Genomic DNA, 21323 nt, shown 5'->3' with positions numbered 1-21323 from the left:
CTTTTCCGGATCAAGCTCGAAATGTAAGGCGTGGCGCGAGATGTCCGACATCCTGAAAAAGATCGAGGCCTATAAGCGCGAGGAGATTGCGGCGGCGAAGCGTGCGCATCCGCTGTCTGAGCTCGAGTCCCTTGCCCGTGCGGCTACGCCGCCACGCGGCTTCGTTCAGGCCATCCGCAGGAAGCACACAGCCGGCGATTATGCTCTGATCGCTGAGGTGAAGAAGGCCTCACCGTCGAAGGGGCTGATCCGCGCCGATTTCGATCCGCCGGCGCTCGCCAAGGCCTATGAGGCCGGCGGCGCCGCCTGCCTGTCCGTTCTGACCGATGCGCCATCGTTCCAAGGCCACCTCGATTTCATGGTGGCGGCGCGCGCGGCAACATCGCTGCCCGTCCTGCGCAAGGATTTCATGTTCGAGCCCTATCAGGTCGTGGAGGCCCGGGCCCATGGCGCCGACTGCATCCTGATCATCATGGCTGCGCTCGATGACGAAGCGGCGCGCGAGATCGAGGCAACCGCGCTTGCCTACGGCATGGACGTGCTGCTCGAGATTCACGATCAGGCGGAGCTCGATCGCGCGCTCAAGCTCCGGTCGCCGATGATCGGCATCAACAATCGCAATCTGCGGACCTTCGAAACCAGCCTTGCGACATCCGAAGCGCTCGCGCCGCTGGTGCCGAAGGAGCGCCTGCTGGTCGGCGAGAGCGGGATCTTCACGCCGGCCGATCTGGCTCGCCTCGAACGTGTTGGCATCCGCACCTTCCTCGTGGGCGAAAGTCTGATGCGGCAGGCCGATGTGACGGCAGCCACTCGTGCCCTGCTCGCGCGCGATGACCACGCGGCGAGCGCCGCGGGCTAGGCTCCATGGCAGACGATCCCTCCAAGAGCCCTGCCCTGACCCATATCGACCAGCGCGGCGAAGCGCGCATGGTGGACGTGTCGGAGAAGCCGGCAACCGAGCGAATCGCGGTCGCTGAAGGCCGTGTCGTCATGAGCCATGCGACCTTGGAGTTGATCGTGTCCGGCAACGCCAAGAAGGGCGATGTGCTCGGCACTGCTCGCATTGCAGGCATCATGGCCGCCAAGCGAACTTCGGAGCTGATCCCGCTCTGCCATCCGCTGATGCTGTCGAAGGTCACGGTCGACATCACTCCGGATGCGCAGCTGCCCGGTTGCAAGGTTCAGGCAACCGTCAAGGTTACCGGGCCGACTGGAGTCGAGATGGAAGCGCTGACCGCCGTCTCGGTCGCCTGCCTCACCATTTACGACATGATCAAAGCCGCCGAACGCGGCGTGCGGATCGAGGGCATCCATCTGGTCGAGAAGATCGGCGGCAAGTCCGGCCATTATCGCGCGTAGGATCTAAGAGCATCCAATCAAATTAAGCATCGGTTAACCGAACTTCCTAACCTCACATCCATGGTGAACTGGAACCGTGGTGGGTGAAGGGGGAGCGTCCCGGGACAATCTGTCCAGGCGACGCCGCGCGAGACGTTCAGGACCGATGACGACGAAGATCAGTTCAGCGCTAGGAGCACGGGCTTCCACAGGCCGTAGCGGCCCGATCCTGTGGCTCATTGCGGGTGGGTTGATGCTGATCGTTGCCATCGCGATCGGCACGACCATCATGGCCGACAGCTTCCGCCAACGTGCGTTGAACGGCGCGAGGCGCGAGCTGCAGAACACCGTGCTTCTGCTCGCGCGCCACTTCGACCAGCAGCTCGACGACCTCGTCGCTGTCGAGCGCGACCTCGCCGGCTACGTTCGCGACAATCGGCTGACCACGCGCGCGCTCTTCAACGAGCGGATGGGAAGCGCCGAAGTTCACGCGATGATCGTGGCCAAGGTCAGCGCTTTGTCCTACGTCGGCAGCCTGAACATCTTCGATGCCGAGGGGGAACTGATCAATTCCACCGCGTCCTGGCCCCTCTCGTCCGTGAACGTTGCAGACCGCAGCTACTTCACGCGCTTCCGTACCGATCCGACCTCGCCGCAGATCCTGATCGAGCCTGCCGTCAGCCGCATCACCGGTATCGTTACCACCATCGTCGCGATGAAGGTGACGGGAGCCAAAGGCGAATTTCTCGGCGTCATCGCGCGTGGCCTCGAGCCGATCAATATCGAGCGGTTCTTTGCATCGGTTGCACTAGGCCCTGAAGGGTCGATCTCGATGATGCACCGCGACGGCACGCTGCTCGCACGCTATCCCCGCCACAATGGTGTGATCGGCCAGAACTATCGCGAGACGCCGATCTTCCGCCAGATCCTCGCTGGTGACGGCAATACGACGGCAATTTTTGACAGTCCCGTCGATAGCGTGCACAGGATCGGCGCGGCGCATCGCTTAACGAGCTACCCGTTGATCGTGACGGCCACGACGACCGTGTCTTCGGCGCTCGTCGATTGGCACGAACAAATGCGGTTCCTGATCGCGGTGGGCACGACATCGGTCCTGCTGATCGCGGCCATGCTCTACATCGTGGTGCGAAGGCTCCTTTGCGACCACCAGACCTCGCAGCAGCGATTGACCCTGGAGAAGCTGCGGCTTGACAAGGCCGTCAACAACATGACGCAGGGGCTGCTGATGTTCGATGCCAATGAGCGTCTCGTCATATGCAATCAGCGCTATATCGACATGTACGGCCTCTCCCGTGACATCGTGAAGCCCGGATGCAGCTTTCGCGAGCTGATCGCGCACCGCAAGGCCGCCGGCTCGCTCGCCGGCGATGAAACGGCATACGCGACCGCGGTGCTGCGCGATATCGGACGCAAAAAGATCAAGGTCATCGAAACACCCGACGCACGCTCGATTCAGATCGTCGACGAGCAGCTCGCCGGCGGTGGCTGGCTTTCGACTCATGAGGACATCACCGAGCGGCGCCGCGCCGAGCGGCAGATTACGCATCTCGCCCATTACGACGCATTGACCGACCTGCCGAACCGCGCCCTCTTCCATGAACGTTTGAAGCAGGAGTTGGCTACGCTCGCACCAGGACAACAACTCGCGCTGCACTACATAGACATCGACGAATTCAAGGGCATCAACGACTCGCTTGGCCACCTGATCGGCGACGAACTGCTGAAATCGGTCGCGGCGAGTCTCGAGCGAGCGGTCGGCGAAGCCGGGCTCGTCGCCCGCCTCGGCGGTGACGAGTTTGCGATCGTGCAGACCGCAATCGCTGGGCCGGAGAACGTGGTTCGGCTGGTCGAGACCGTGCTGGAGGCCATCCGGGCGCCGCGCGACTGCCTGGGTCATCAGCTGACGGCCGATGCCTCGATCGGCGTGGCGCTCGTGCCCGAGCACGGTACCGAGCTCGACGAGATCCTGAAGAATGCCGATCTCGCGATGTATGCTGCGAAGGCCGCCGGCCGCCGCACCTATCGCTTCTTCGAGCCCGAGATGGATGCGCAGGTCAAGGCCCGCCACCAGCTTGAGGTGGATCTGCGCCAGGCGATTGCCGACGGCGCGCTGGAGGTCCATTACCAGCCCTGCCTGAGCCTCGCGAACGATCGGATTACCGGCTGCGAAGCCCTGGTGCGGTGGAAACACCCGGATCGGGGGGCGATCTCGCCGGGCGAGTTCATCCCGATCGCCGAGGACACCGGACTGATCAACCAGCTCGGCGAATGGGTGCTCGACGTCGCCTGCACCGAGGCTGCCACCTGGCCCGACGACATCAGGCTCGCCGTCAACGTCTCTCCCGTGCAGTTCAAGAGCGGCACCCTCGCACTGAAGATCGCCAATGCGCTCGCGACTTCCGGGCTGCCGCCGCATCGGCTGGAGATCGAAATCACCGAGGCCGTGCTGATCCGCGACGACGAAGCGGCACTGGCAATTCTGCATCAGCTCCGGGCCGTCGGCGTGCGGATCGCGCTCGACGATTTCGGCACTGGATATTCGTCGTTGAGCTATCTGCAGCGTTTCCCGTTCGACAAGATCAAGATCGATCGCAGCTTCGTCAGCGACGTGAGCGATTCTCACGGATCGGCGTGCATCGTGCAGGCCGTCGTCAACATCGCCGCCGTTCGGGCGATGACGACGACCGCGGAAGGAGTCGAAACCGATGCACAACGGCAGGCGCTGCGTGCACTCGGCTGTTCGGAGATGCAGGGCTATTTGTTCAGTGCGGCCAAGACCGCCGTCGAACTGCGCAAACTGTTTGCCTCCTATCACCCCGCACAGCTGCGGGCCCAACCGCAGACCCAGCGCCGGTTCGCGAGCGCTGAGTGACGCTCCGGGCCTGAGCGGGAACAATCCCTAAATACCGCTACAATTTGAACCGACTGCGCAGCAACAATTCAAACCTTGTCTTTCAAATCTCGGCGCCAGCCGCTTGCGGCGGTGCGAAAGTCAATGGATGATCGAAACAGTCAGACACAAACCTGACTATCAACGCCGTACACGTTGGTTGGAACCGCGACGGGACGGCCCTCCAAGGCCGCCCCGTCGGGGTATGAACGTGAAGCATCCGTTTATTAATTCGGCACCGCGTTCTTGGCATGGACATCGGCATTGACGGTGCCGCCGCGCAGCAGATTGTAGGCTGCGTGCAGCGCCTTGTCGTCCTTCTCGTCCGGCGGCACGTAGGACTGCGACCCGGTCTGCTCATTGCCGTCACCCGACAGGTGACCGCGCATCGAGGCCTCGCCCTTAATGTCGGCCCGATCCTTCAGGTCATCAGGCACGTCCTGTTTCACCTCGACGTCCGGCGCGATGCCCTGCGCCTGGATCGAGCGGCCTGACGGCGTGTAATAACGCGCCGTGGTCAGCGCCAGCGCACCATTGCCGGCACCGAGCGGGATGATGGTCTGCACCGAGCCTTTGCCGAACGACCGCGTCCCGATCAGGGTGGCCCGCTGATGATCGTGCAGCGCGCCCGCCACGATCTCGGAAGCCGACGCCGAGCCGCCATTGATCAACACGACCAGCGGCTTGCCCTTGGCCAGATCGCCACCCCGCGCAGTGAAGCGCTGAGTTTCCTCCGGATTGCGGCCGCGAGTCGAAACCACCTCGCCCCGGGGCAGGAAGGTGCTCGACACCGACACGGCCTGGTCCAACAGTCCACCGGGATTGTTGCGGAGATCGACCACATAGCCGGCGAGCTTGTCCTGCGGAATGTCCTTGGAGATGCTGGCGATCGCCTTGCGTAGGCCGTCGGTGGTCTGCTCGTTGAACGAGGTGATGCGGATATAGCCGATGTCGCCGCCGTCGGTGTGATAACGCACCGGACGCACGCGAATGACCTCGCGGGTGATCGCGACGTCGAACGGCGCGTCCTTGCCCTTGCGCAGGATAGTGAGCTTGGTCTTGGTGTCGGCTGCGCCCTTCATCTTCGCGACCGCCTGCTCCAGGGTCAGGCCCTGGACGGCTTCGCCATCGATCTTGGCGATGAGGTCACCCGAAAGAATGCCGGCCTTGGCGGCGGGTGTGTCGTCGATCGGCGCGACGACCTTGACCAGGCCGTCCTCCATCGTGACCTCGATGCCGAGCCCTCCGAACTCGCCGGAGGTGGTCTCCTGCATTTCGCGCCAAGCCTTGTCGTTCATGTAGCGCGAATGCGGATCGAGCGAGGTGACCATGCCATTGATGGCCCCCTCGATCAGCGCCTCGTCACTTGGCCTCTCGACATAGTCGGCCCGGACGCGCTCGAAGACGGCGCCGAACAGGTTGAGCTGCGAATAGGTGTCGCCAACACCGGCGGCCGCCCTGGCGCGTGCAATCAGATGCTCGCCCTCGGGGCCCGTTACGAGCAAAGTAAGGCAGACGCCAGTCAGCGAACCCGCCAGGAACAACCAATTCTTCCGCATGTGCTTTCTGCTTCCCGAGCTCGTTGGGTGCCCCGATGAATGAGATACGCCCCTCAAGAACCGAGCGCCAGCCTGATCGAAACCGAAAGCTCACAACAGATTTCTGGTTTCTTCAAGGCCCGTGCTGCGCCGTCGAAATCCCCGTGACCCAAAATGCCGGGGGGCGAGATGGCATCGGCCACGGCCGCACCCCGGAGATGGAGATTCGCCGCCTATGTTCAAGGTAGCTTCCATAGTCGACTCCAATTATCAAGAATTCCGCTGCGCGCCGCAATCACATCTGCCTGACCTGTCGGGAATGGGCGGCTGATTCGGCCGTTCCCGGGGCTTTGCGATTGGGGATGGCGCCGGCGGGCGAGACGGGATAGCCGGTGAATAAGAACAACGATCGTCGAGGGAACGCCATGAATGAACAGAGCCCGGTCGGGACCGGATGGAGGAACATCGAGCTCGGCGCCAGCGAGGAGACGTTCCAGAACCTGCACGAGTTCATTCGCAAGGCCAGGGCCCAACTGAACCAGAATGCCTGGGACTATATCGTCGGCGGCGCCGAGACCGAGACCACGTTGCGGCGAAATCGCATGGCCCTCGACGAGATCGCGTTCCGGCCGCGCGTACTGCGTGACGTCTCGCGCGTCGATGCGGCGGCCGAGGTGTTCGGTCGCCGGCTCCGCCTGCCCGTCGTGCTGGCGCCGGTCGGCGCGCTCGAGATATTCGATCCGCAGGGAGCGGCAAGCGTGGCGCGCGGGGCCGGACAGTTCGGCGCAGCCCACATGCTGAGTTCGGTATCCGAACCCGGGCTCGAGAAGGTTGCCGAGGCGGCGCCGGATGCGTTGCGCATCTTCCAGCTCTATGTGCGCGGCGACGACGCTTTCGTCGAGGACTATGTCAGCCGTGCGATCGCAAGCCGCTACACGGCATTCTGCCTGACAGTCGACACCGCCCATTATAGCCGGCGCGAACGCGACATCGCCAAACGCTACGTCCGCGAGAGCCGGCTGCGCGCCACCGGCGGCGAGCATCAGAAGGCGCTCAGCTGGCACACCGTGAAGCTGATCAAGGACAAGTTCCGGATCCCGCTGATCATCAAGGGCATCGCGACCGCCGAGGATGCCGCCATCGCGGTCGACCACGGCGTCGACTGGATCTATGTCTCCAACCATGGCGGCCGGCAGCTCGACCACGGCCGCGGCGCCATGCATGTGCTGCCGGAAGTAGTGCAGGCCGTGAAGGGCCGCGCGAAAATCATCGTCGATGGAGGCTTCTGCCGGGGCAGCGACATCGTCAAGGCGATCGCCTCCGGCGCCGACCTGGTCGGCATCGGGCGCCTGCAATGCTGGGCGCTGGCAGCCGCGGGCGAGGCCGGCATCGAACGGATGCTGGAGCTTCTGGAAGACGAGGTGATCCGCACCCTCGGCCTGCTCGGCGTCACCTCCTTTGCCGAGCTCGACGGCTCCTATCTCCATCCGGCCACCGCCACCAACCCTCCGAGCGTGTTGAGCGCCTTTCCGCTGGTCGATATCGAGCCGTATCGCTATTAGGGATCGCACAGAGCCGACGGAACGATCGAGAGGTCGATAGCGCCCATCATGCCCCTGCCCCACCTCTCCCCAGACGGCGCCGACGCGCTGCTGTTCGATCTCGGCCGCGTCCTGATCGATATCGATTTCGCCAAGGCGGTGGCCTGCTGGGCGGGCCATGCCGGCTGCGCACCGGACCAGATCGTCGCGCGCTTCGTGCATGACGAGACCTATCATCATCACGAGCGCGGGCAGGTCAACGACGCCGCGTTCTTCGCCAATCTGCGCGACCTGCTCGGCATTTCCATCACCGACGCGCAGTTTCTGGAAGGCTGGAATGCGATCTTCGTCGGCGAGGTGCCGGGCATCGCGCCGCTGCTCGCACGTGCCGGCGCGAAGCTGCCGCTCTATGTGTTCTCCAACACCAACCGGCCGCATGTGGAGCATTTCTCGCCGCGCTATGCCGAGCTGCTGAGCCATTTCCGCGAGATTTTCCTGTCGTCGTCGATCGGCCTGCGCAAGCCCGATCCGGAAGCGTTCGACCACGTGGTGCAGGCGATCGGCGTGCCGGCCAGGCGCATCGTGTTCTTCGACGATCTCGCGGAGAACGTCGAAGGTGCGCGGGCGCGTGGTCTGCAGGCGGTGCAGGTGCGTTCGTCCGACGATGTCGCCGCGGCGCTCGATGCGCTCGGGATTTAGCTTCGGTCCCATTCGCCGGCTCGTTGGTTCCCCGCTCCCACGCGCTCCGCTGTCTTCGCCCGGCTTGACCGGGCGATCCGGTATCCAGAAATGCCCATGTTCAAGCAGAGAAGCCGCGGTGTACTGGATTGCCCGCCTTCGCGGGCCATGACGACCGAGCCATACAAACGAGACGTACAAAATCCTTCTCGCAACGCATTCGCGCCCGAGTCCCGCCTGTTAGTTCGTCCCTCCTGAAACGAAGGGCGCAGGGAATGCCGGGTGCTGGCCGCAACCCATGGCCCGCCTGCAACAAAGAAAGCAGGCGGCAGTCACCACAGGTACAGCCGGTCACCGGCATTCCCTGCGCGATGGTCTTAACGCTTATACGCGCTCTCCTCGGTGCACCGGGCTTTCTGGCCACCGTGCGCGACAAAGCGCTCGCGCGCTTTGCGCGGGATACCAGCGTCGGGGTATCAGGACCACGCGACTTCACGTCCGAAAAACACCGTTCGTCCGCACTCAGAGAATGCTTCCGATGTTTTGCGGCCACCGCCTCCCCGCCTCGCGTGTCGTGACGATCGCGCGCAACGCCCCTCCGTGGTGAGGCGGGATATCGACAGACAACCATAATTTCCGAAAAAGCGAAACCAAAATCTTTTTCGCAACGGGACTGGACAGGCCGAGTCGCGTTGAACTCGCTGGCGAAATTCGTGTTTCGGCGCAGATCAAGCTCGCCGTTTCAGATGTCCCGCAATTCTTCGGACAACTGCGCTCCTCGTCTCGAGCAGGACGATGCTTCGCATCGCCAGGGGCGCTCATCGGAACCTCGATCTCGATTCCTAAGCCGATCCGACCGACGCAAAGGCTACTCGCAGGGCGCTTCGCCCGTGAAGGATCAGGCCGTTTCAGGGACGGGCTGCGGCGGGCTGGAGCTTGACCGCGGCAGCGCCGGCGCGATCTGGGTATCGCCGTCACAATGCACGGCATAGAGCAAGCCGAGCGGGTTGCCGTGCTGCTTGAGAAACTCCTGCCTGAGCCCGAGGAAGACTTCGCCGAGCGGCTCGCCGTCTAGGAAGCGCTCGAAGAAGCGCTTTGCCCAGGCCGTCGCAAACAGCGCCGGCGTCTTGCACTCGGTGCCGATGACGCCGCGGGCTCCCTTCGCCATGAAATAGGGCACGAAGCCGTCGTAGAAGGCCGGTGACAACTCGGCGGATTCGCACGCATTGATGAACACCAGCGGCTTGCCGCGAAGCTGCTTGCTGGTGGGCGCGTCGAGATTCAGATCGCCCAACGTGATCCGCTTATCATCGGTGAGCACGAGGCAAGAGCTGTCGGGGCCGCCAGGGTCATTGAGGCCGGTCGACTGGGCGTGACAGTAGAAATAAAGGATCTGGTCGTCCGTGTTTTCGTTCGCGAGCGCGTGAACGAGTTCGGCGCTCGTGGTGCGCGGTGTCACCCGCACGCTGCCGCGCTCTGTTCTTGCGCTGTCCCAGAACCGATGCTGCTGCGCGACGAAATCGGCGTGCATCTGCCTGTCGATATCGTCGTTCATGTTGATGCTGACGCTGAGCTCCGGCTGATCGCTGGGGATCAGGCAATCGAACACGAGCGGCGTGACCTGCATCGGAATCTGCTCGATGACGTGACGCATGCCGATGAAATTATCCCAGTCGAGTTGCGCGCCGGTGGCAACATCGCCCACATAAAGCAGGCCCCAGGGAATCGAGGTCGCATCGGCCATCACCTGCAGCGTCAACTGCCGTTTTCGATCGCTCACCAGGCTGCGCAGGAAATTGCCGACGGCTTTGGAGTCTTCTCCAGCGCCCGGGCCGTAGAACAGCTTCTGGAACAACGCCGCGCCGGCACGAGCCATGATCTTCAGCGCAGCATCACGATCGCCGTCGCGAATATCGATCCCCGTCTGGAATACCGGCGTTCCAGCAGCGTTGGTGTAGCTCACCACCTTCATCAGCTCTTGCCGCGCCGTCTCGATCGCCTTGGCGAGATAGTCCGCCGAAAGCGGCAGCCGCGCCCGGCCCCCGACCGGTTTCCAGACCAGGCACTCATAGCCACCGACCGTCGGCATGATCGACAGCCCGACGTCGCGCGGCTTCAGCACGTTGGCGGACGCATAGGGCCGGCCGTGGGCGTCCTTGACCTCCGGCGGAGACACGCTCTGGCCGACATTGATGGTCAAGTCGATCTGCTGGACGAAGTTGCCGTCCTTGTGGATCGTCGCTTTCAGCGCCGAGGGGCCGAGATGCCGGGGCGAGATGTCGAAACGTGCCTTGCGGGACTTCCCTCGTCGCGGCAGCGTGAGTCTCTTGCTCTGCTGATCCGCTGGAATTTCAAAGTCCGAGCTATCGAGCTTGACGGTGAGGACCACCTCAGTGGTGCCTTCAGGAAACAGCTGCTGCTCGGCCAACGGCACGGCAGACGCATCGCGCGGCACAATGTCCACGTCGAAGGCGAAGCTGTACCATTGCCCGGGCTGCAGCGGTGCGTCGAGATCTTCGAAACCGGCGTTGACCCAACGTTGCTGGCCCGGAGGAGCGGCCTTGACCTCCTCCGTCGCCGCGGGGGCGCCGGCGCCGTTCTCGATGGAGAGGTTGCCACGCGTGGATTCGAGGATGTCTTGGATATCCTTGATCTCGGCCTGCCCGGCCGTGAAATTCTTGAAGATACCTCCTCCGCGAGTGAAATGGTCGAGCTCTAATGGCCTGACTGTCGCCACCTGCGGCTCCTTTTCCGACGCCCCCGGCCAGAAGCCGCCTTCAGACTCTTGCTGCTGTTGTTGTTGCTGCTGCTGCTGTTGTTGCTGCCGGCCGTGCGTGTGCTCAAGACCGAGCAGTCCTCCCCCGCCCGCATGCGTTGCCGACACCGCCTGTCCAGCGAGCACCGCCGCCCAGAACAGATGCGCCACCTCGATATGCGCGATATCGCTATGCGCGCCGGAGAGACCGCCTCCATTCTTGATGATCCGGCTCGCCTCGATGTTGTAGACGCGTCCCCCCTCGAAATTGTAGGCGAAAGCTGGCGATTGGACCGGCCGATCCGTCGTCAGGGCCGCCTTGGTGCCTCTCATCCCGAACGTGCCGAGGCCGCCATAGGCCGGATATTCCATATCCAGCACGAGTTGGTTCCGCGCCCGCGCGCCGAGCGGATAGAAGAATCCGACCGCCCTGTCATGTTCTGAGCGCGTCGTCACGATCGGGCCGCGCACCAGATCGTTCTGCATGATCCGGCGGAAATAACCCGGCGCATTCTGCGCGGCAGGAACGGCGTCGGCGAACGACCAGAGCGACAGCGCGCCCTGCACCAGGAACAGCGAGTCAACCGGACGGGACAGCGCACCCGCACCGGGCGGTCCGGCGACTGCCGCCGAGACCACGATACAGCCGAAACTATGCCCCATCAGGTGGACGCGCGCCGCCGGTGCGGCGAGCTGCAGCTGCTCCAGGAATGCGTGGGCGCCGCCTTCGCCAAACGCGCGTGCGCGGTCCTTCATCTTCCAGAACGACAGCACGCGGAGCGGCGCCAGCAGAGCATCGCGCAAGCTCTCTCCGACGCCGAGCAGGCCCGCGGCCGTTTCGGCGTTGAGCTCCGCAGCCTCGGCGTGCGCCTCCGCGACGATGGCGGCAGGATCGAAGGCCACCTGGTCGGAGCCCGGAGCGGCGCTCGCGTCGCCGGTCACCAGTCCGGACTCCGCGAAAACAGTCGTATAGGCGTCGCCGAGGGCCGGCGGCAGCGTTGTTGCGCCGAGGTCGGGACGGGAGGCTTGCAGGATCGAGCGGATCGCGTCGCGCGCGGCTGGCGTGTCCGCGATGCGGGTGGCGTAGAACTCGGTCAGCGCCTCGATCGATGCGCCGGGCTCGCCCTCCCCCAGAAGCATGCCTGCGCCGCCCTGGATCGTCTCGTCCCCGAACGGAAGACTCGGCCAGTGCAGGCCGATGATCAGCGGCTGAAAGCCCGGGCGTTGCGCCAAAACGGCGGTGCGATCCGCTTGATGCGCAGCCACCGCGCCAAGCCATTTGTCGTATTGATCGATCGCGGCGGGGACATCGCCCATCCAGCCGTGGCTCATCATGAACACGTCGGTGATCTGAGCGGCCGGGTCCTTGACGCGCTTCAACACCACATCGCTCAGAAGCGTGCCGTCGGGTTCAGGCCGCTCCCGTCCGCTCTCATCGAAGATGATCAGGCAATATTGCAGGTCCGTGCGGGGAATCTGACGGATGGGCATGGCCGGCTCGGAATTTTGGAGTGGAAATTATTCAAAACAAAAGGCTAAAGGAATTGCCCGAGGTAAATAGTTGCCAAGAATTATACATTCGCATTTTGCGTGTGTTGTAGTGCGCCGGTCCAGTGGTGTCAACGCGACGGCAGGCAGGTTGTCAGTGGCCGATCTACAAGGCGCGCTCGGGCGCGCGCCGGTGTTGCATCGGCGGATTCAATCGGTCCTACTGCAGCTCTGGTGCGGACCGGCGGAGGTGGCGTGCCAGACCGAGGTAAGAGGTGCGTGGATCCACACAGGCATCGTGCCTATCAGTCGTGCTCCACGCTGATCTGAGATTCGGCCGCCAAACCGGCCAGCGACTCCGCCACGGAGTGACGGAGCTCTTCGTCGGACGTATCGGCGGCCTTCCAGATCACGATCCGGGGGGCTTCGCTCCGACCGCTCCAGACCAAGCTGTATTTTCGGACGACCCCACCCGTTTTGAGAGAGTCAAGCGCCTCGGTGAGAGCGTCATTGACGGTGTTAGTCATGATCGCCTCCCAACGGTCAAACATCGTCTCACGAATGTCCGCACGCGACCCGCGGCACACAAGGCGGCCGATACCGCCCGGCACCTGGCCAAACTTTCGCGCGCCGGCTGATGAGGCATGACACGGTCAGCGCGCACGCTTGCACGCCGGCGACGTACCGTCGCCACCGCAATGTCCGTTGCGCCGACGTTTGATCCGGCCATTCGCGGCCGCGCCAACGTCACGATGAGAGCGGTCCTGCGACCGCGTTCAGCGGCTCGTCGTAATCCGCGACGGCGTCTGGGTCATCCAGATTTCCACCGCCGCGAGGATCGCCACCAGCGCACCGATGACCACATGGACCGCCATGGCTGTCCGGTTCCCTTCGAATCCGAGTACCCACGGGGAAACCAGGACCCACAGGCCGACGATGAGGTTGAGCCACTCCTCCCAGACGGCGAAGGCAGCCAGCGCGGCAATCGCCAAGACTGCGATCACGATGCCGGAGACGACGGCATTCTGGGACAGGTGTCCGGCCTCAAAGCCGAAGATCCAGGGTGAGAACAGGAGGATCGCGCCAAGGATCAGGTTGGCGACATCGCACAACTTCGCGTTCGATCTATCCATCAGTCCCTCCATCAGGGAGCAACCTACGCGTGTTAACTGAGCAACAGTCCTACGGTTCCGCTGCAACTCCCCAATTCCGCCGGGACGGCTCCAATTCCAGTGTCCGGACGGACGGGACGTCCCTTACGAGGGGCACACAATAGGCCTGCACGATGCCTGCACGCCTGCCACAGTGCCGGTGCGCACCTCCCGGAACAGCGGGCAGCCCAGCGGAGATGCCGGTGGGGAACATGGCCGCGACGGCGGGCGGAATCCTCGTTCCGCGTGCTGCAAGGTCAATCCGCGGCGGCTTCGCCGTCGCGTCCTTCAGCTTGTCCCTTCGGCGTTGCCGCCTCCGGCCACCAGCATGCGTCGCAACCTGTTCAATCGCTGCTGCCCGTCGGCATTCAGCTTGCCGGCCGCAGCGACGCAGGCCTCCAGCGCATCGAGACAGGCGCGCCGTCCCTCGGACCCCGGCGACGGCAACAACCCTGGCAAGGCATCGATCGCGGCGCGCTCATCGACGGCCAGGATCGCCCATTGCTCACGCAGCGCAGCCTTGAACTCCGCTGGCGGCACCTCCGGGTGCGCGAGCAGCAATTGGCGCAAGGAAGCGAAGGTCCTCTTGTCGATCCGACGCTGTGCCCGGCCGATATAGACCAGCATGCGGGCGACGGCATCGACCACGCTTCCCTTTGCGATCCTGTCCCGCAAGCGTTGCTTCTCGGCCTCCGCAGCCGCAAGAACGAAAGGCGACAGCCCCGGCCGGGGCCGCGGCGGACCATCGTCCTGAGAAACACCACAGGCAGCCTGGACCAGCGGCGAGCCATAGACGGCATGAAAGCTGCGTTCGACATGTTCATCGCGCAGTGCACGGAAGAGATCGAGCGCGTCCACCATGGCCTTCGAGAATTGCCGCTGCATGGCGAGAAACGGATTGTCGGCGGAGATGGCGGTGCGTTCCGCCCTGGCGGACTCGGCGAGCGGCGCGACGATCCGCATCATCGGATTCTTGTCCGAGAAGGCCGAGTAACCAAGTCGCAGCGGATTGAAATCCAAAACCGCGCGCGCGACCTGCGGACCGCTGACCATCCTGATCCAAGGCTGCACAAAGGTCTGATAGAGGGCGTTATTGATCTCCGAGACCCGCGCGGCTGCGGCGAATTCACGCTCGTCCTGCAGCGTGTTGCAACCCAGCGCGCGGATATCATCGAGCCCACGCGTCTCGATCGACAGATCGTAGCCGCCCTCGGCAGCATCGGTGATCACGATCTCGTAGAGACCGGGCGGCATGGTGTCGATCAGCTCCATGTTGTTGATGAACTCGGCATGGTCCTTCGCAGCAACGCTGGTGCCGACGAAAATCGCCAAATGGCCCGCCTTCGCGTCGATCGTGTAGAAAATCCGCTGACCGAATTCCCGGATCTCGTCGACGCTTTGGTAATTGTCGAGAATCCAGTCCAGTGCCTGCTGCGGCGGCGTGATATTGTCCCCGTGCGAACAGAAGCAGACGATCGGGCTCTTCACCTCGCGGATATCGAGGCGGATGCCGTCGCTGGTGACGATCTGACCGGTCGAGAACTTGTTGCCGATGAAGAGATTGTCGACCATCCACTGCATTTCCTCGCCGCGCAGCACGACGAAATCACCCCACCATTTCTCGAACTTCAGATAGCGCTCCGCCTCCTGCTCCGGATCGGCCCAGACCGTGTATTGCTTCGTCCACAGCGTATTCGCCGGGTTGAGATTGTCGAAATTGGCGACCAGCCAGGCCGCATCGAAGATGCCGTTGCCCATGTCGCTGATCATGCGGTCGAGCCAGCTCCCGCCATACCAGCCGCCGAGATAACGCATGGCATTCTCGCCATGGACTCCCGCCCAGAACGACAGCGGCGCGCCCGCAATCACCATCGGCCCGACCACGTCGGGGCGCATGCAGGCCGCCATCATCGCGTGCCAGCCCGCTTGGCAATTGCCGAACACGAACGGCTTGCCGAGTGCATCGGGATGAAGCTCCGCAACCTTCTCGACGAAGGTGACGAACGCACGCGCAACGTCTTCGATCTGCTGCCCCGGCACCGGCTGTGCCGTAAAGCCTACGAAATAGACCGGATGACCGGCCTTGAACGCCTCGCCAATCTCGCTGATCTGCTTGAAGCCGCCGATCCCCGGCCCCTGCCCGGCCCGCGGATCGATCACGATAACCGGGCGCTTGCGGTCATCGCTCTCGACGCCCTCGGGCGGAATCACGCGCACGAGCCCATAATTGACCGGCCTCGGCAACTCATCACCGCGCATCACCAGTTCGCTGTCGTAGATCAGGACCGAACTCACCTCATGCGCCAGCATCTCCTCGTGCTGGTTGCCGCGCTGGCGCAAGATGTCCAAGAACAGGACCGATCGCTCCCAGGCATCACGAATATAGTCGGTGAGATCGTTCGGTGGAACGGACTGCTGCCAGACGCGCTGGTGCTCCTGCAACCGACTCAACGCTGTCGGCGCCGCTTCCCCGATCTGGCTCGATAGTCGTTCGAGCACTCTCGGTGGCCTCAAAAGTCGAAGAGCGCTCGCATCGGCGATGGACTGGGTCACTGCGTTCTCCATTCGAGGCACGCGGCGGGAATCCCCGCAAGGCTCATATCGGCAAGCGCCGGGTCGTGTCGCAGGGCGCCAGACGCCGAACATCCTATTTGCTGGCGCGCCGTCCCCCGTTGACTGAAATCAACAACCGGCTGCGCCCATCTGTCATCGTCCTTGGAGTTCAAAGTGCCGGCGGGCACGTGCTCGCCGCATCCGCGCGGTACGACAAGGATCGATCATGCTTCCACGACGGAATGCTCTTTTATTGTGCAGCCGAGCGATTCCAGTTTGCCTCATGCTGTCAGTTGCAACATCGCTGCTGCAGGGTTGGGACGGAACGGCCCTGATCGCGACAGCTCGCGCCGACGCGTTCTCGCCCAAACCGATCGAAGATGCGCGGAAGGCGGTGGAGACGCTGATCAACCGGCTGCATGGCCGCGATATGCCCGACGGCATCGTCAAGACCAATGGCCGCATCGAAGCGACGCAGGTGGACGTGGCCGCGAAATACCCGGGCCGCCTCGCGACGCTGACGGTCGACGAAGGCGATGAGGTCACGGCCGGCCAGGTGGTCGCCACCATCGCATCACCGGAGACCGAGGCTCTGCTCCGTGCTGCCCAGGCGCAGGTGCTCAGGGCCAAGCAGGCCCTGGCGGAAGCGATTGCGCTGATCGCGCAGCGCGAGAGCGACCTGTCGTTCGCCAGGACCGATTACGACCGCGGCAAGTCCCTGCTGCAAAGCGGCAATATCGCCCAGCAGGTGGTGGATACGCGGCGCAACAGGTTCGAAGCTGCCGAAGCCGCATATCTGGCCGCCAATGCCCAGCGCGATCAGGCGGAGTCATCGATCAAGGCCGCCGAGGCCGACGTCGACCGCTACCAATCGATGCTGGTCGACATGACGCTCGTCTCGCCACGCAGCGGACGCGTGCAATACCGCCTGGCACGCGCCGGCGAGGTGATCGCCTCCGGCCAGCGCGTCCTCACCATTCTCGATCTCAACGACGTCTATATGACGATCTATCTGCCGGCGGCCCAGGCCGGCCGGCTGACCATCGGCGATCAGGCGCGCGTCATCGCCGATCCGATTCCGGAATACGTGATTCCCGCAAGCATCAGCTTCGTCGCGAGCGACGCCCAGTTCACGCCCAAAAGCGTCGAGACGAGCGAGGAACGCGAGAAGCTGATGTTCCGCGTCAAGCTCCAGATCGATCGGAACGTGTTGGACAAGTATCACAAGTCGGTCAAGACCGGCGTGCGCGGGCTCGGCTTCGCGCGTACCGACCCCAAGATCGTCTGGCCGAGCGAGCTCGAGGTCAAGCTGCCGCAATGACCGAGACCATTGTCGCCAAGGTCGCCCACGTCACGCATCGCTACGGCAAGACGTTTGCGCTCGATGAGCTGAGCCTCGACATTCCCGCCCGTTGCATGGCCGGCCTGATCGGGCCCGACGGCGTCGGCAAATCCACCCTGCTCGCCCTCATCGCCGGCGTGCGCAAGATTCAAACCGGCAAGGTCATGGCGCTCGGCGGCGACATGGCCAATGAAGACCACCGCCGCGCGAGTTACGGCCGCATCGCCTATATGCCGCAGGGCCTGGGCCGCAATCTCTATCCGACACTCAGCGTGTTCGACAATATCGACTTCTTCGGCCGCCTGTTCGGCCAAGGCGCCGCCGAGCGCCGCGCGCGCATCGACGAACTGCTGAAAGCGACCGGCCTCGAACCCTTCGCCGACCGGCCATGCGGCAAGCTCTCCGGTGGCATGAAGCAGAAGGCGAGCCTGTGCTGCTCGTTGATGCATGACCCGGACCTGCTGATCCTCGACGAGCCCACCACCGGCGTGGATCCCTTGTCGCGCCGGCGGTTCTGGGAGCTGATCGACTCGATCCGGCTGCGGCGCCCGCAAATGAGCGTGATCGTCGCCACGGCCTACATGGACGAGGCCAGCCGGTTCGATTGGCTCGCCGCGATGGATGAGGGCAAGGTCATCGCGCACGGTACGCCGAAGGAGATCCTCGCCAAGGCCGACAAGACCACGCTCGACGATGCCTTCATTGCCCTGCTGCCGCCGGAAAAGCGCGCGCAGCATCTGGAGGTCATCGTCCGACCGCGCAGCGAAAGCGACGACCTGACCCCAGCCATCGAAGCTATAGATTTGACGCGCCGGTTCGACGATTTCGTCGCGGTCGACCACGTGAACTTTCGCATCGGGCGCGGCGAGATCTTCGGCTTTCTGGGCTCGAATGGCTGCGGCAAGACCACGACGATGAAGATGATGACCGGCCTGCTGCCGGTCACCGAGGGCTCGGCCAAATTGTTCGGCAAGCCGATGGCGGCTGACGACATGGAAGCGCGGCATAATGTCGGTTACATGTCGCAGGCATTCTCGCTCTACAGCGAGCTGACCGTCCGGCAAAACCTCGAGCTCCATGCGCACCTCTACCACCTGCCGTCGAACGAGATCGACGGCAGGCTCAAGGAGCTGCTGGAGCGCTATGAACTCGCGGATGTGGTGGACGCCAAGCCGGAAAGCCTGCCACTCGGCGTCAAGCAGCGACTGCAGCTTGCGGTGGCGGTCCTGCATCGTCCGGCGATGCTGATTCTCGATGAGCCGACGTCGGGCGTCGATCCGGTGGCGCGCGACGCGTTCTGGCGCACGCTGATCGACCTCTCCCGCAACGATGGCGTCACCATCTTTCTCTCGACCCACTTCATGAACGAGGCCGAACGCTGCGACCGTATTTCGCTGATGCATCAAGGGCGGGTGCTTGCGGTTGGCGCGCCGAAGGAGCTGACCAAGGCGCGTGGCAAGGACTCGCTGGAAGATGCTTTCATCTCCTACCTCGAGGAAGCCGCCGAAGGCGAGGAGAGCAACATCGCGCCGACGCCGCAAGCACACGCTGATGCAAGTTCGCCTGCCCCCAGGCCAGGGCAACCGGCCAGGGTCAAGCGATTTGACGCGGGACGGATGTGGGCCTATGCGCGGCGCGAAACGATGGAGCTGATCCGAGATCCGATCCGGCTCGCCTTTGCTTTCGTCGGTCCGCTCGTTCTGATGCTCGCCATGGGCTTCGGCATCACCTTCGATGTCGAGAACCTGAAATATGCAGCCTTCGACCAGGACCAGACGCCGGAAAGCCGCCGGCTGCTCGAAAGCTTCTCCGGTTCACATTACTTCTCCGAACAGCCTCCGGTCAGTTCGTCGGCCGAGCTGGACCAGCGCATGCGGAGCGGCGAACTCGCCGTCGTCGTCGAGATCCCATCCGGCTTCGGCCGCGATTTGGCCGCCCTGCGCGCGCCCGAGGCTGCCTTCTGGATCGACGGCGCCATGCCCTTTCGGGGCGAGACCGCGAAGGGCTATGTCAACGGCCTGCTGCTTCGCTACGCGCAGGAACTCGCGACCGAGCGCCTCGGTCCCAACGCCCTCTCCAGCCCGTATCTCGGAAGCGTGCACATCGAAAATCGCTTCCGCTACAATCAGGCGTTCAAAAGCGTCTTCAGCATGGTTCCGAGCGTCGTCGTGATCATGCTGGTCTTGATCCCGGCGGTCATGGCGACCATCGGTGTCGTCCGCGAAAAGGAAACCGGCTCGATCGCCAATTTCCGCTCGACGCCCGTCAGCAAATTCGAATTCCTGATGGGCAAGCAATTTCCCTACGTGATCGTCGGGATGCTGACCTTCGTCCTGTTGGTGCTGATGGCGCGGATCGTGTTCCACGTGCCGGTCAAAGGATCGTTCGGCGCCCTCGCTCTCGGATCCCTGCTTTATGTCTTCGCGACCTGCGGCTTCGGACAATTCATCTCGAGTTTCACCCGGACCCAGGTCGCAGCGGTGTTCGCGACCACGATCCTCGCCATCATCCCGGTCGTGAATTTCTCGGGTCTGCTCGTCCCGGTCTCATCCCTCACCGGCCAGGGGCGCCTGATCGGGCTGATCTTTCCGGCCGCCTGGTTTCAGCCGATCAGTGTCGGCACCTTCACCAAAGGTCTCAGCTATTCCGATCTCGGCTTCAACATGCTGATCCTCGTGATGTTCGCAGTCGGCTTCTTCGGCGCGGCTCACATCCTGCTGCAGAAACAGGAGAACTGAGATGTCGGCAGGCGAAACAGAGGCCTCACGGCGACCGCCGACACTGGTGCAGCGGGCTCGAACGAGCCGGCTGGCCAGGCTGCGGCTGCACCTGGCCAACATCTACCGATTGACGATCAAGGAGCTTCGCAGCTTTCGCTCCGACCCGGTCATGCTGTTGCTTGTCGCCTACGCCTTCACGATCGCGATCTACGCCGCCGCCACCGGCGCCTCCACGGAAGCGAAAAATCTTTCGGTCGGCATCGTCGACGAAGACCATTCCGATCTGTCGCGCCGGATCGCCGACGGCCTCACCCCACCGACCTTCAAGCCCGCGATCGCGCTCAATGCGAGCGAGATCGATGCAGCGATGAACTCGCAGCGCGTTATTTTCGTGATCGAGATCCCGCCACGATTCCAGGCCGATATCCTCGCCGGTCGGCAGCCCTCGGTCCAGATCGACGTCGATGCCACGGCGGCGGCCCAGGCGTTCAACGGCATGACTTATATCCAGAATGTCATCACCGACTACGTGACGCAGTTCGTCACGGGGCGCGAAGCGAATTTCGGCGCGCTGCTCAAGACGGTGACGGAGGTCAAGTTCAATCCGAACCTGAAATCGAGCTGGTTCACCGCGGTCATGCAGGTCATCAGCAACCTCACCATGATCACGGTCATGCTCAGCGGCGCCGCGCTCATTCGCGAACGCGAGCAAGGCACGGTCGAGCATCTTCTGGTGATGCCGGTGGTTCCATCCGAGATCATGCTCTCCAAGATCCTGGCCAACGGCATCGTCATCGTCGCCTCGGCCGCTCTGTCGCTGGCGATCGTCGTCGAATGGTGGTTGCAGGTGCCGGTCTCCGGATCGCGGCTGCTCTTCCTGGGCGGAGCCTGCTTCTACGTGTTCACCGTTGCGGCGCTCGGGATCGCGCTTGGAACGGTGGCCTCGACCATGGCACAGTTCGGCTTGCTGTCGATCCCGGTCCTGCTGGTGATGGTGCTGCTGTCGGGCAGCACGACCCCGCTCGAAAGCATGCCGGTGTGGCTGCAATATCTGATGAAGTTCATCAGCCCGACACCGCATTTCGTGATCTTCTCGCAGGACGTGCTATACCGCGGCGCGGACGCCTCGATCGTCTGGCCGGAGATTCTGATCACAGCGGTGATCGGCGGCGTCTTCTTCGGACTTGCGCTGTATCGTTTCCGCCGTGTCATTTTCAACGGCTGACTCTGATTCCAGATCTGCAGAGCGCGCCGATCCGCGTCGACCACGACAAGACGAGCGATCGACGCACTCCGCTTCTGCAGACT

Annotated in this window: 13 protein-coding genes; 8 read left to right on the top strand and 5 right to left on the bottom strand. The window is 63.5% G+C overall.

All coding sequences use genetic code 11. The annotated features are described in order from the left end of the window. Nucleotides 1-40: 40 nt before the first annotated feature. From trpC to QXZ85_RS18410, 3 genes are all read left to right on the top strand, one after another. Nucleotides 41-859: an indole-3-glycerol phosphate synthase TrpC gene (gene trpC, locus QXZ85_RS18420; protein ID WP_315766384.1), complete on the top strand. Its 819-nt coding sequence runs from the start codon at nt 41-43 to the stop codon at nt 857-859. 5 nt (nt 860-864) lie between these two features. Continuing rightward, nucleotides 865-1359 carry a cyclic pyranopterin monophosphate synthase MoaC gene (moaC, locus tag QXZ85_RS18415; RefSeq protein ID WP_315704172.1) on the top strand — a complete coding sequence of 165 codons (495 nt, stop codon included), beginning with the start codon at nt 865-867 and terminating at the stop codon, nt 1357-1359. Nucleotides 1360-1504: 145 nt separating this feature from the next. Further along, nucleotides 1505-4231 carry an EAL domain-containing protein gene (locus QXZ85_RS18410; RefSeq protein ID WP_315704173.1) on the top strand — a complete coding sequence of 909 codons (2727 nt, stop codon included), beginning with the start codon at nt 1505-1507 and terminating at the stop codon, nt 4229-4231. Between the two features lie 245 nt (nt 4232-4476). Here the strand turns inward: QXZ85_RS18410 and QXZ85_RS18405 are convergent, their stop codons facing one another. Next, entirely contained in the window at nt 4477-5808 is a 1332-nt protein-coding gene (locus tag QXZ85_RS18405; RefSeq protein ID WP_315704174.1) for a S41 family peptidase, read from the bottom strand. A gap of 404 nt (nt 5809-6212) precedes the next feature. On the opposite strand from QXZ85_RS18405, the gene QXZ85_RS18400 reads away from it, so the two are divergent. Together QXZ85_RS18400 and QXZ85_RS18395 are read left to right on the top strand one after the other, a co-directional pair. After that, on the top strand, nt 6213-7349 hold the full coding sequence (locus QXZ85_RS18400) for an alpha-hydroxy acid oxidase (protein ID WP_315767792.1): 1137 nt from the start codon (nt 6213-6215) through the stop codon (nt 7347-7349). A gap of 48 nt (nt 7350-7397) precedes the next feature. After that, nucleotides 7398-8027: an HAD-IA family hydrolase gene (locus QXZ85_RS18395; RefSeq protein ID WP_315767791.1), complete on the top strand. Its 630-nt coding sequence runs from the start codon at nt 7398-7400 to the stop codon at nt 8025-8027. An 877-nt stretch (nt 8028-8904) separates the two neighbouring features. Here QXZ85_RS18395 and QXZ85_RS18390 read toward each other — a convergent pair. The 4 genes from QXZ85_RS18390 to QXZ85_RS18375 all read right to left on the bottom strand — a co-directional run bounded on the left by QXZ85_RS18390 (nt 8905) and on the right by QXZ85_RS18375 (nt 15953). Further along, entirely contained in the window at nt 8905-12252 is a 3348-nt protein-coding gene (locus QXZ85_RS18390) for a CHAT domain-containing protein (protein WP_316174589.1), read from the bottom strand. A 302-nt stretch (nt 12253-12554) separates the two neighbouring features. Further along, on the bottom strand, nt 12555-12776 hold the full coding sequence (locus QXZ85_RS18385) for a hypothetical protein (RefSeq protein WP_315744458.1): 222 nt from the start codon (nt 12774-12776) through the stop codon (nt 12555-12557). Between the two features lie 249 nt (nt 12777-13025). Further along, nucleotides 13026-13382 carry an SPW repeat protein gene (locus QXZ85_RS18380; protein WP_316174587.1) on the bottom strand — a complete coding sequence of 119 codons (357 nt, stop codon included), beginning with the start codon at nt 13380-13382 and terminating at the stop codon, nt 13026-13028. Nucleotides 13383-13688: 306 nt separating this feature from the next. Then, nucleotides 13689-15953: a DUF3141 domain-containing protein gene (locus tag QXZ85_RS18375; protein ID WP_315744455.1), complete on the bottom strand. Its 2265-nt coding sequence runs from the start codon at nt 15951-15953 to the stop codon at nt 13689-13691. Between the two features lie 283 nt (nt 15954-16236). Between QXZ85_RS18375 and QXZ85_RS18370 the strand changes: the two genes are divergently transcribed. From QXZ85_RS18370 to QXZ85_RS18360, 3 genes are read left to right on the top strand one after another with little or no spacing between them, the layout of a single operon-like run. Next, nucleotides 16237-17274 carry an HlyD family secretion protein gene (locus QXZ85_RS18370; protein WP_315744453.1) on the top strand — a complete coding sequence of 346 codons (1038 nt, stop codon included), beginning with the start codon at nt 16237-16239 and terminating at the stop codon, nt 17272-17274. Further along, entirely contained in the window at nt 17271-20033 is a 2763-nt protein-coding gene (gene rbbA / locus QXZ85_RS18365) for a ribosome-associated ATPase/putative transporter RbbA (RefSeq protein WP_315704180.1), read from the top strand. Before QXZ85_RS18370 ends, rbbA begins: the two co-directional genes overlap by 4 nt. Before the next feature lies 1 nt (nt 20034). Beyond that, the gene (locus QXZ85_RS18360; RefSeq protein ID WP_315704181.1) at nt 20035-21240 is read left to right on the top strand and encodes an ABC transporter permease; all 1206 of its coding nucleotides are present in this window, start codon (nt 20035-20037) and stop codon (nt 21238-21240) included. Nucleotides 21241-21323 lie beyond the last annotated feature (83 nt).

Source organism: Bradyrhizobium sp. SZCCHNGR1005, from assembly GCF_032489995.1.
Lineage (GTDB): Bacteria > Pseudomonadota > Alphaproteobacteria > Rhizobiales > Xanthobacteraceae > Bradyrhizobium.
The sequence above is the reverse complement of the archived record's forward strand: the minus strand, read 5'-3'. Positions and strand labels throughout refer to the sequence as shown.

Coding starts and splice junctions, on each gene's coding strand:
- trpC (WP_315766384.1), top strand. CDS start 41: ATGTCCGACATCCTGAAAAAGATCGAGGCCTATAAGCGCGAGGAGATT.
- QXZ85_RS18370 (WP_315744453.1), top strand. CDS start 16,237: ATGCTGTCAGTTGCAACATCGCTGCTGCAGGGTTGGGACGGAACGGCC.
- rbbA (WP_315704180.1), top strand. CDS start 17,271: ATGACCGAGACCATTGTCGCCAAGGTCGCCCACGTCACGCATCGCTAC.
- QXZ85_RS18360 (WP_315704181.1), top strand. CDS start 20,035: ATGTCGGCAGGCGAAACAGAGGCCTCACGGCGACCGCCGACACTGGTG.
- QXZ85_RS18380 (WP_316174587.1), bottom strand. CDS start 13,382: ATGGATAGATCGAACGCGAAGTTGTGCGATGTCGCCAACCTGATCCTT.
- QXZ85_RS18390 (WP_316174589.1), bottom strand. CDS start 12,252: ATGCCCATCCGTCAGATTCCCCGCACGGACCTGCAATATTGCCTGATC.
- QXZ85_RS18395 (WP_315767791.1), top strand. CDS start 7,398: ATGCCCCTGCCCCACCTCTCCCCAGACGGCGCCGACGCGCTGCTGTTC.
- QXZ85_RS18405 (WP_315704174.1), bottom strand. CDS start 5,808: ATGCGGAAGAATTGGTTGTTCCTGGCGGGTTCGCTGACTGGCGTCTGC.
- QXZ85_RS18385 (WP_315744458.1), bottom strand. CDS start 12,776: ATGACTAACACCGTCAATGACGCTCTCACCGAGGCGCTTGACTCTCTC.
- QXZ85_RS18410 (WP_315704173.1), top strand. CDS start 1,505: ATGACGACGAAGATCAGTTCAGCGCTAGGAGCACGGGCTTCCACAGGC.
- moaC (WP_315704172.1), top strand. CDS start 865: ATGGCAGACGATCCCTCCAAGAGCCCTGCCCTGACCCATATCGACCAG.
- QXZ85_RS18400 (WP_315767792.1), top strand. CDS start 6,213: ATGAATGAACAGAGCCCGGTCGGGACCGGATGGAGGAACATCGAGCTC.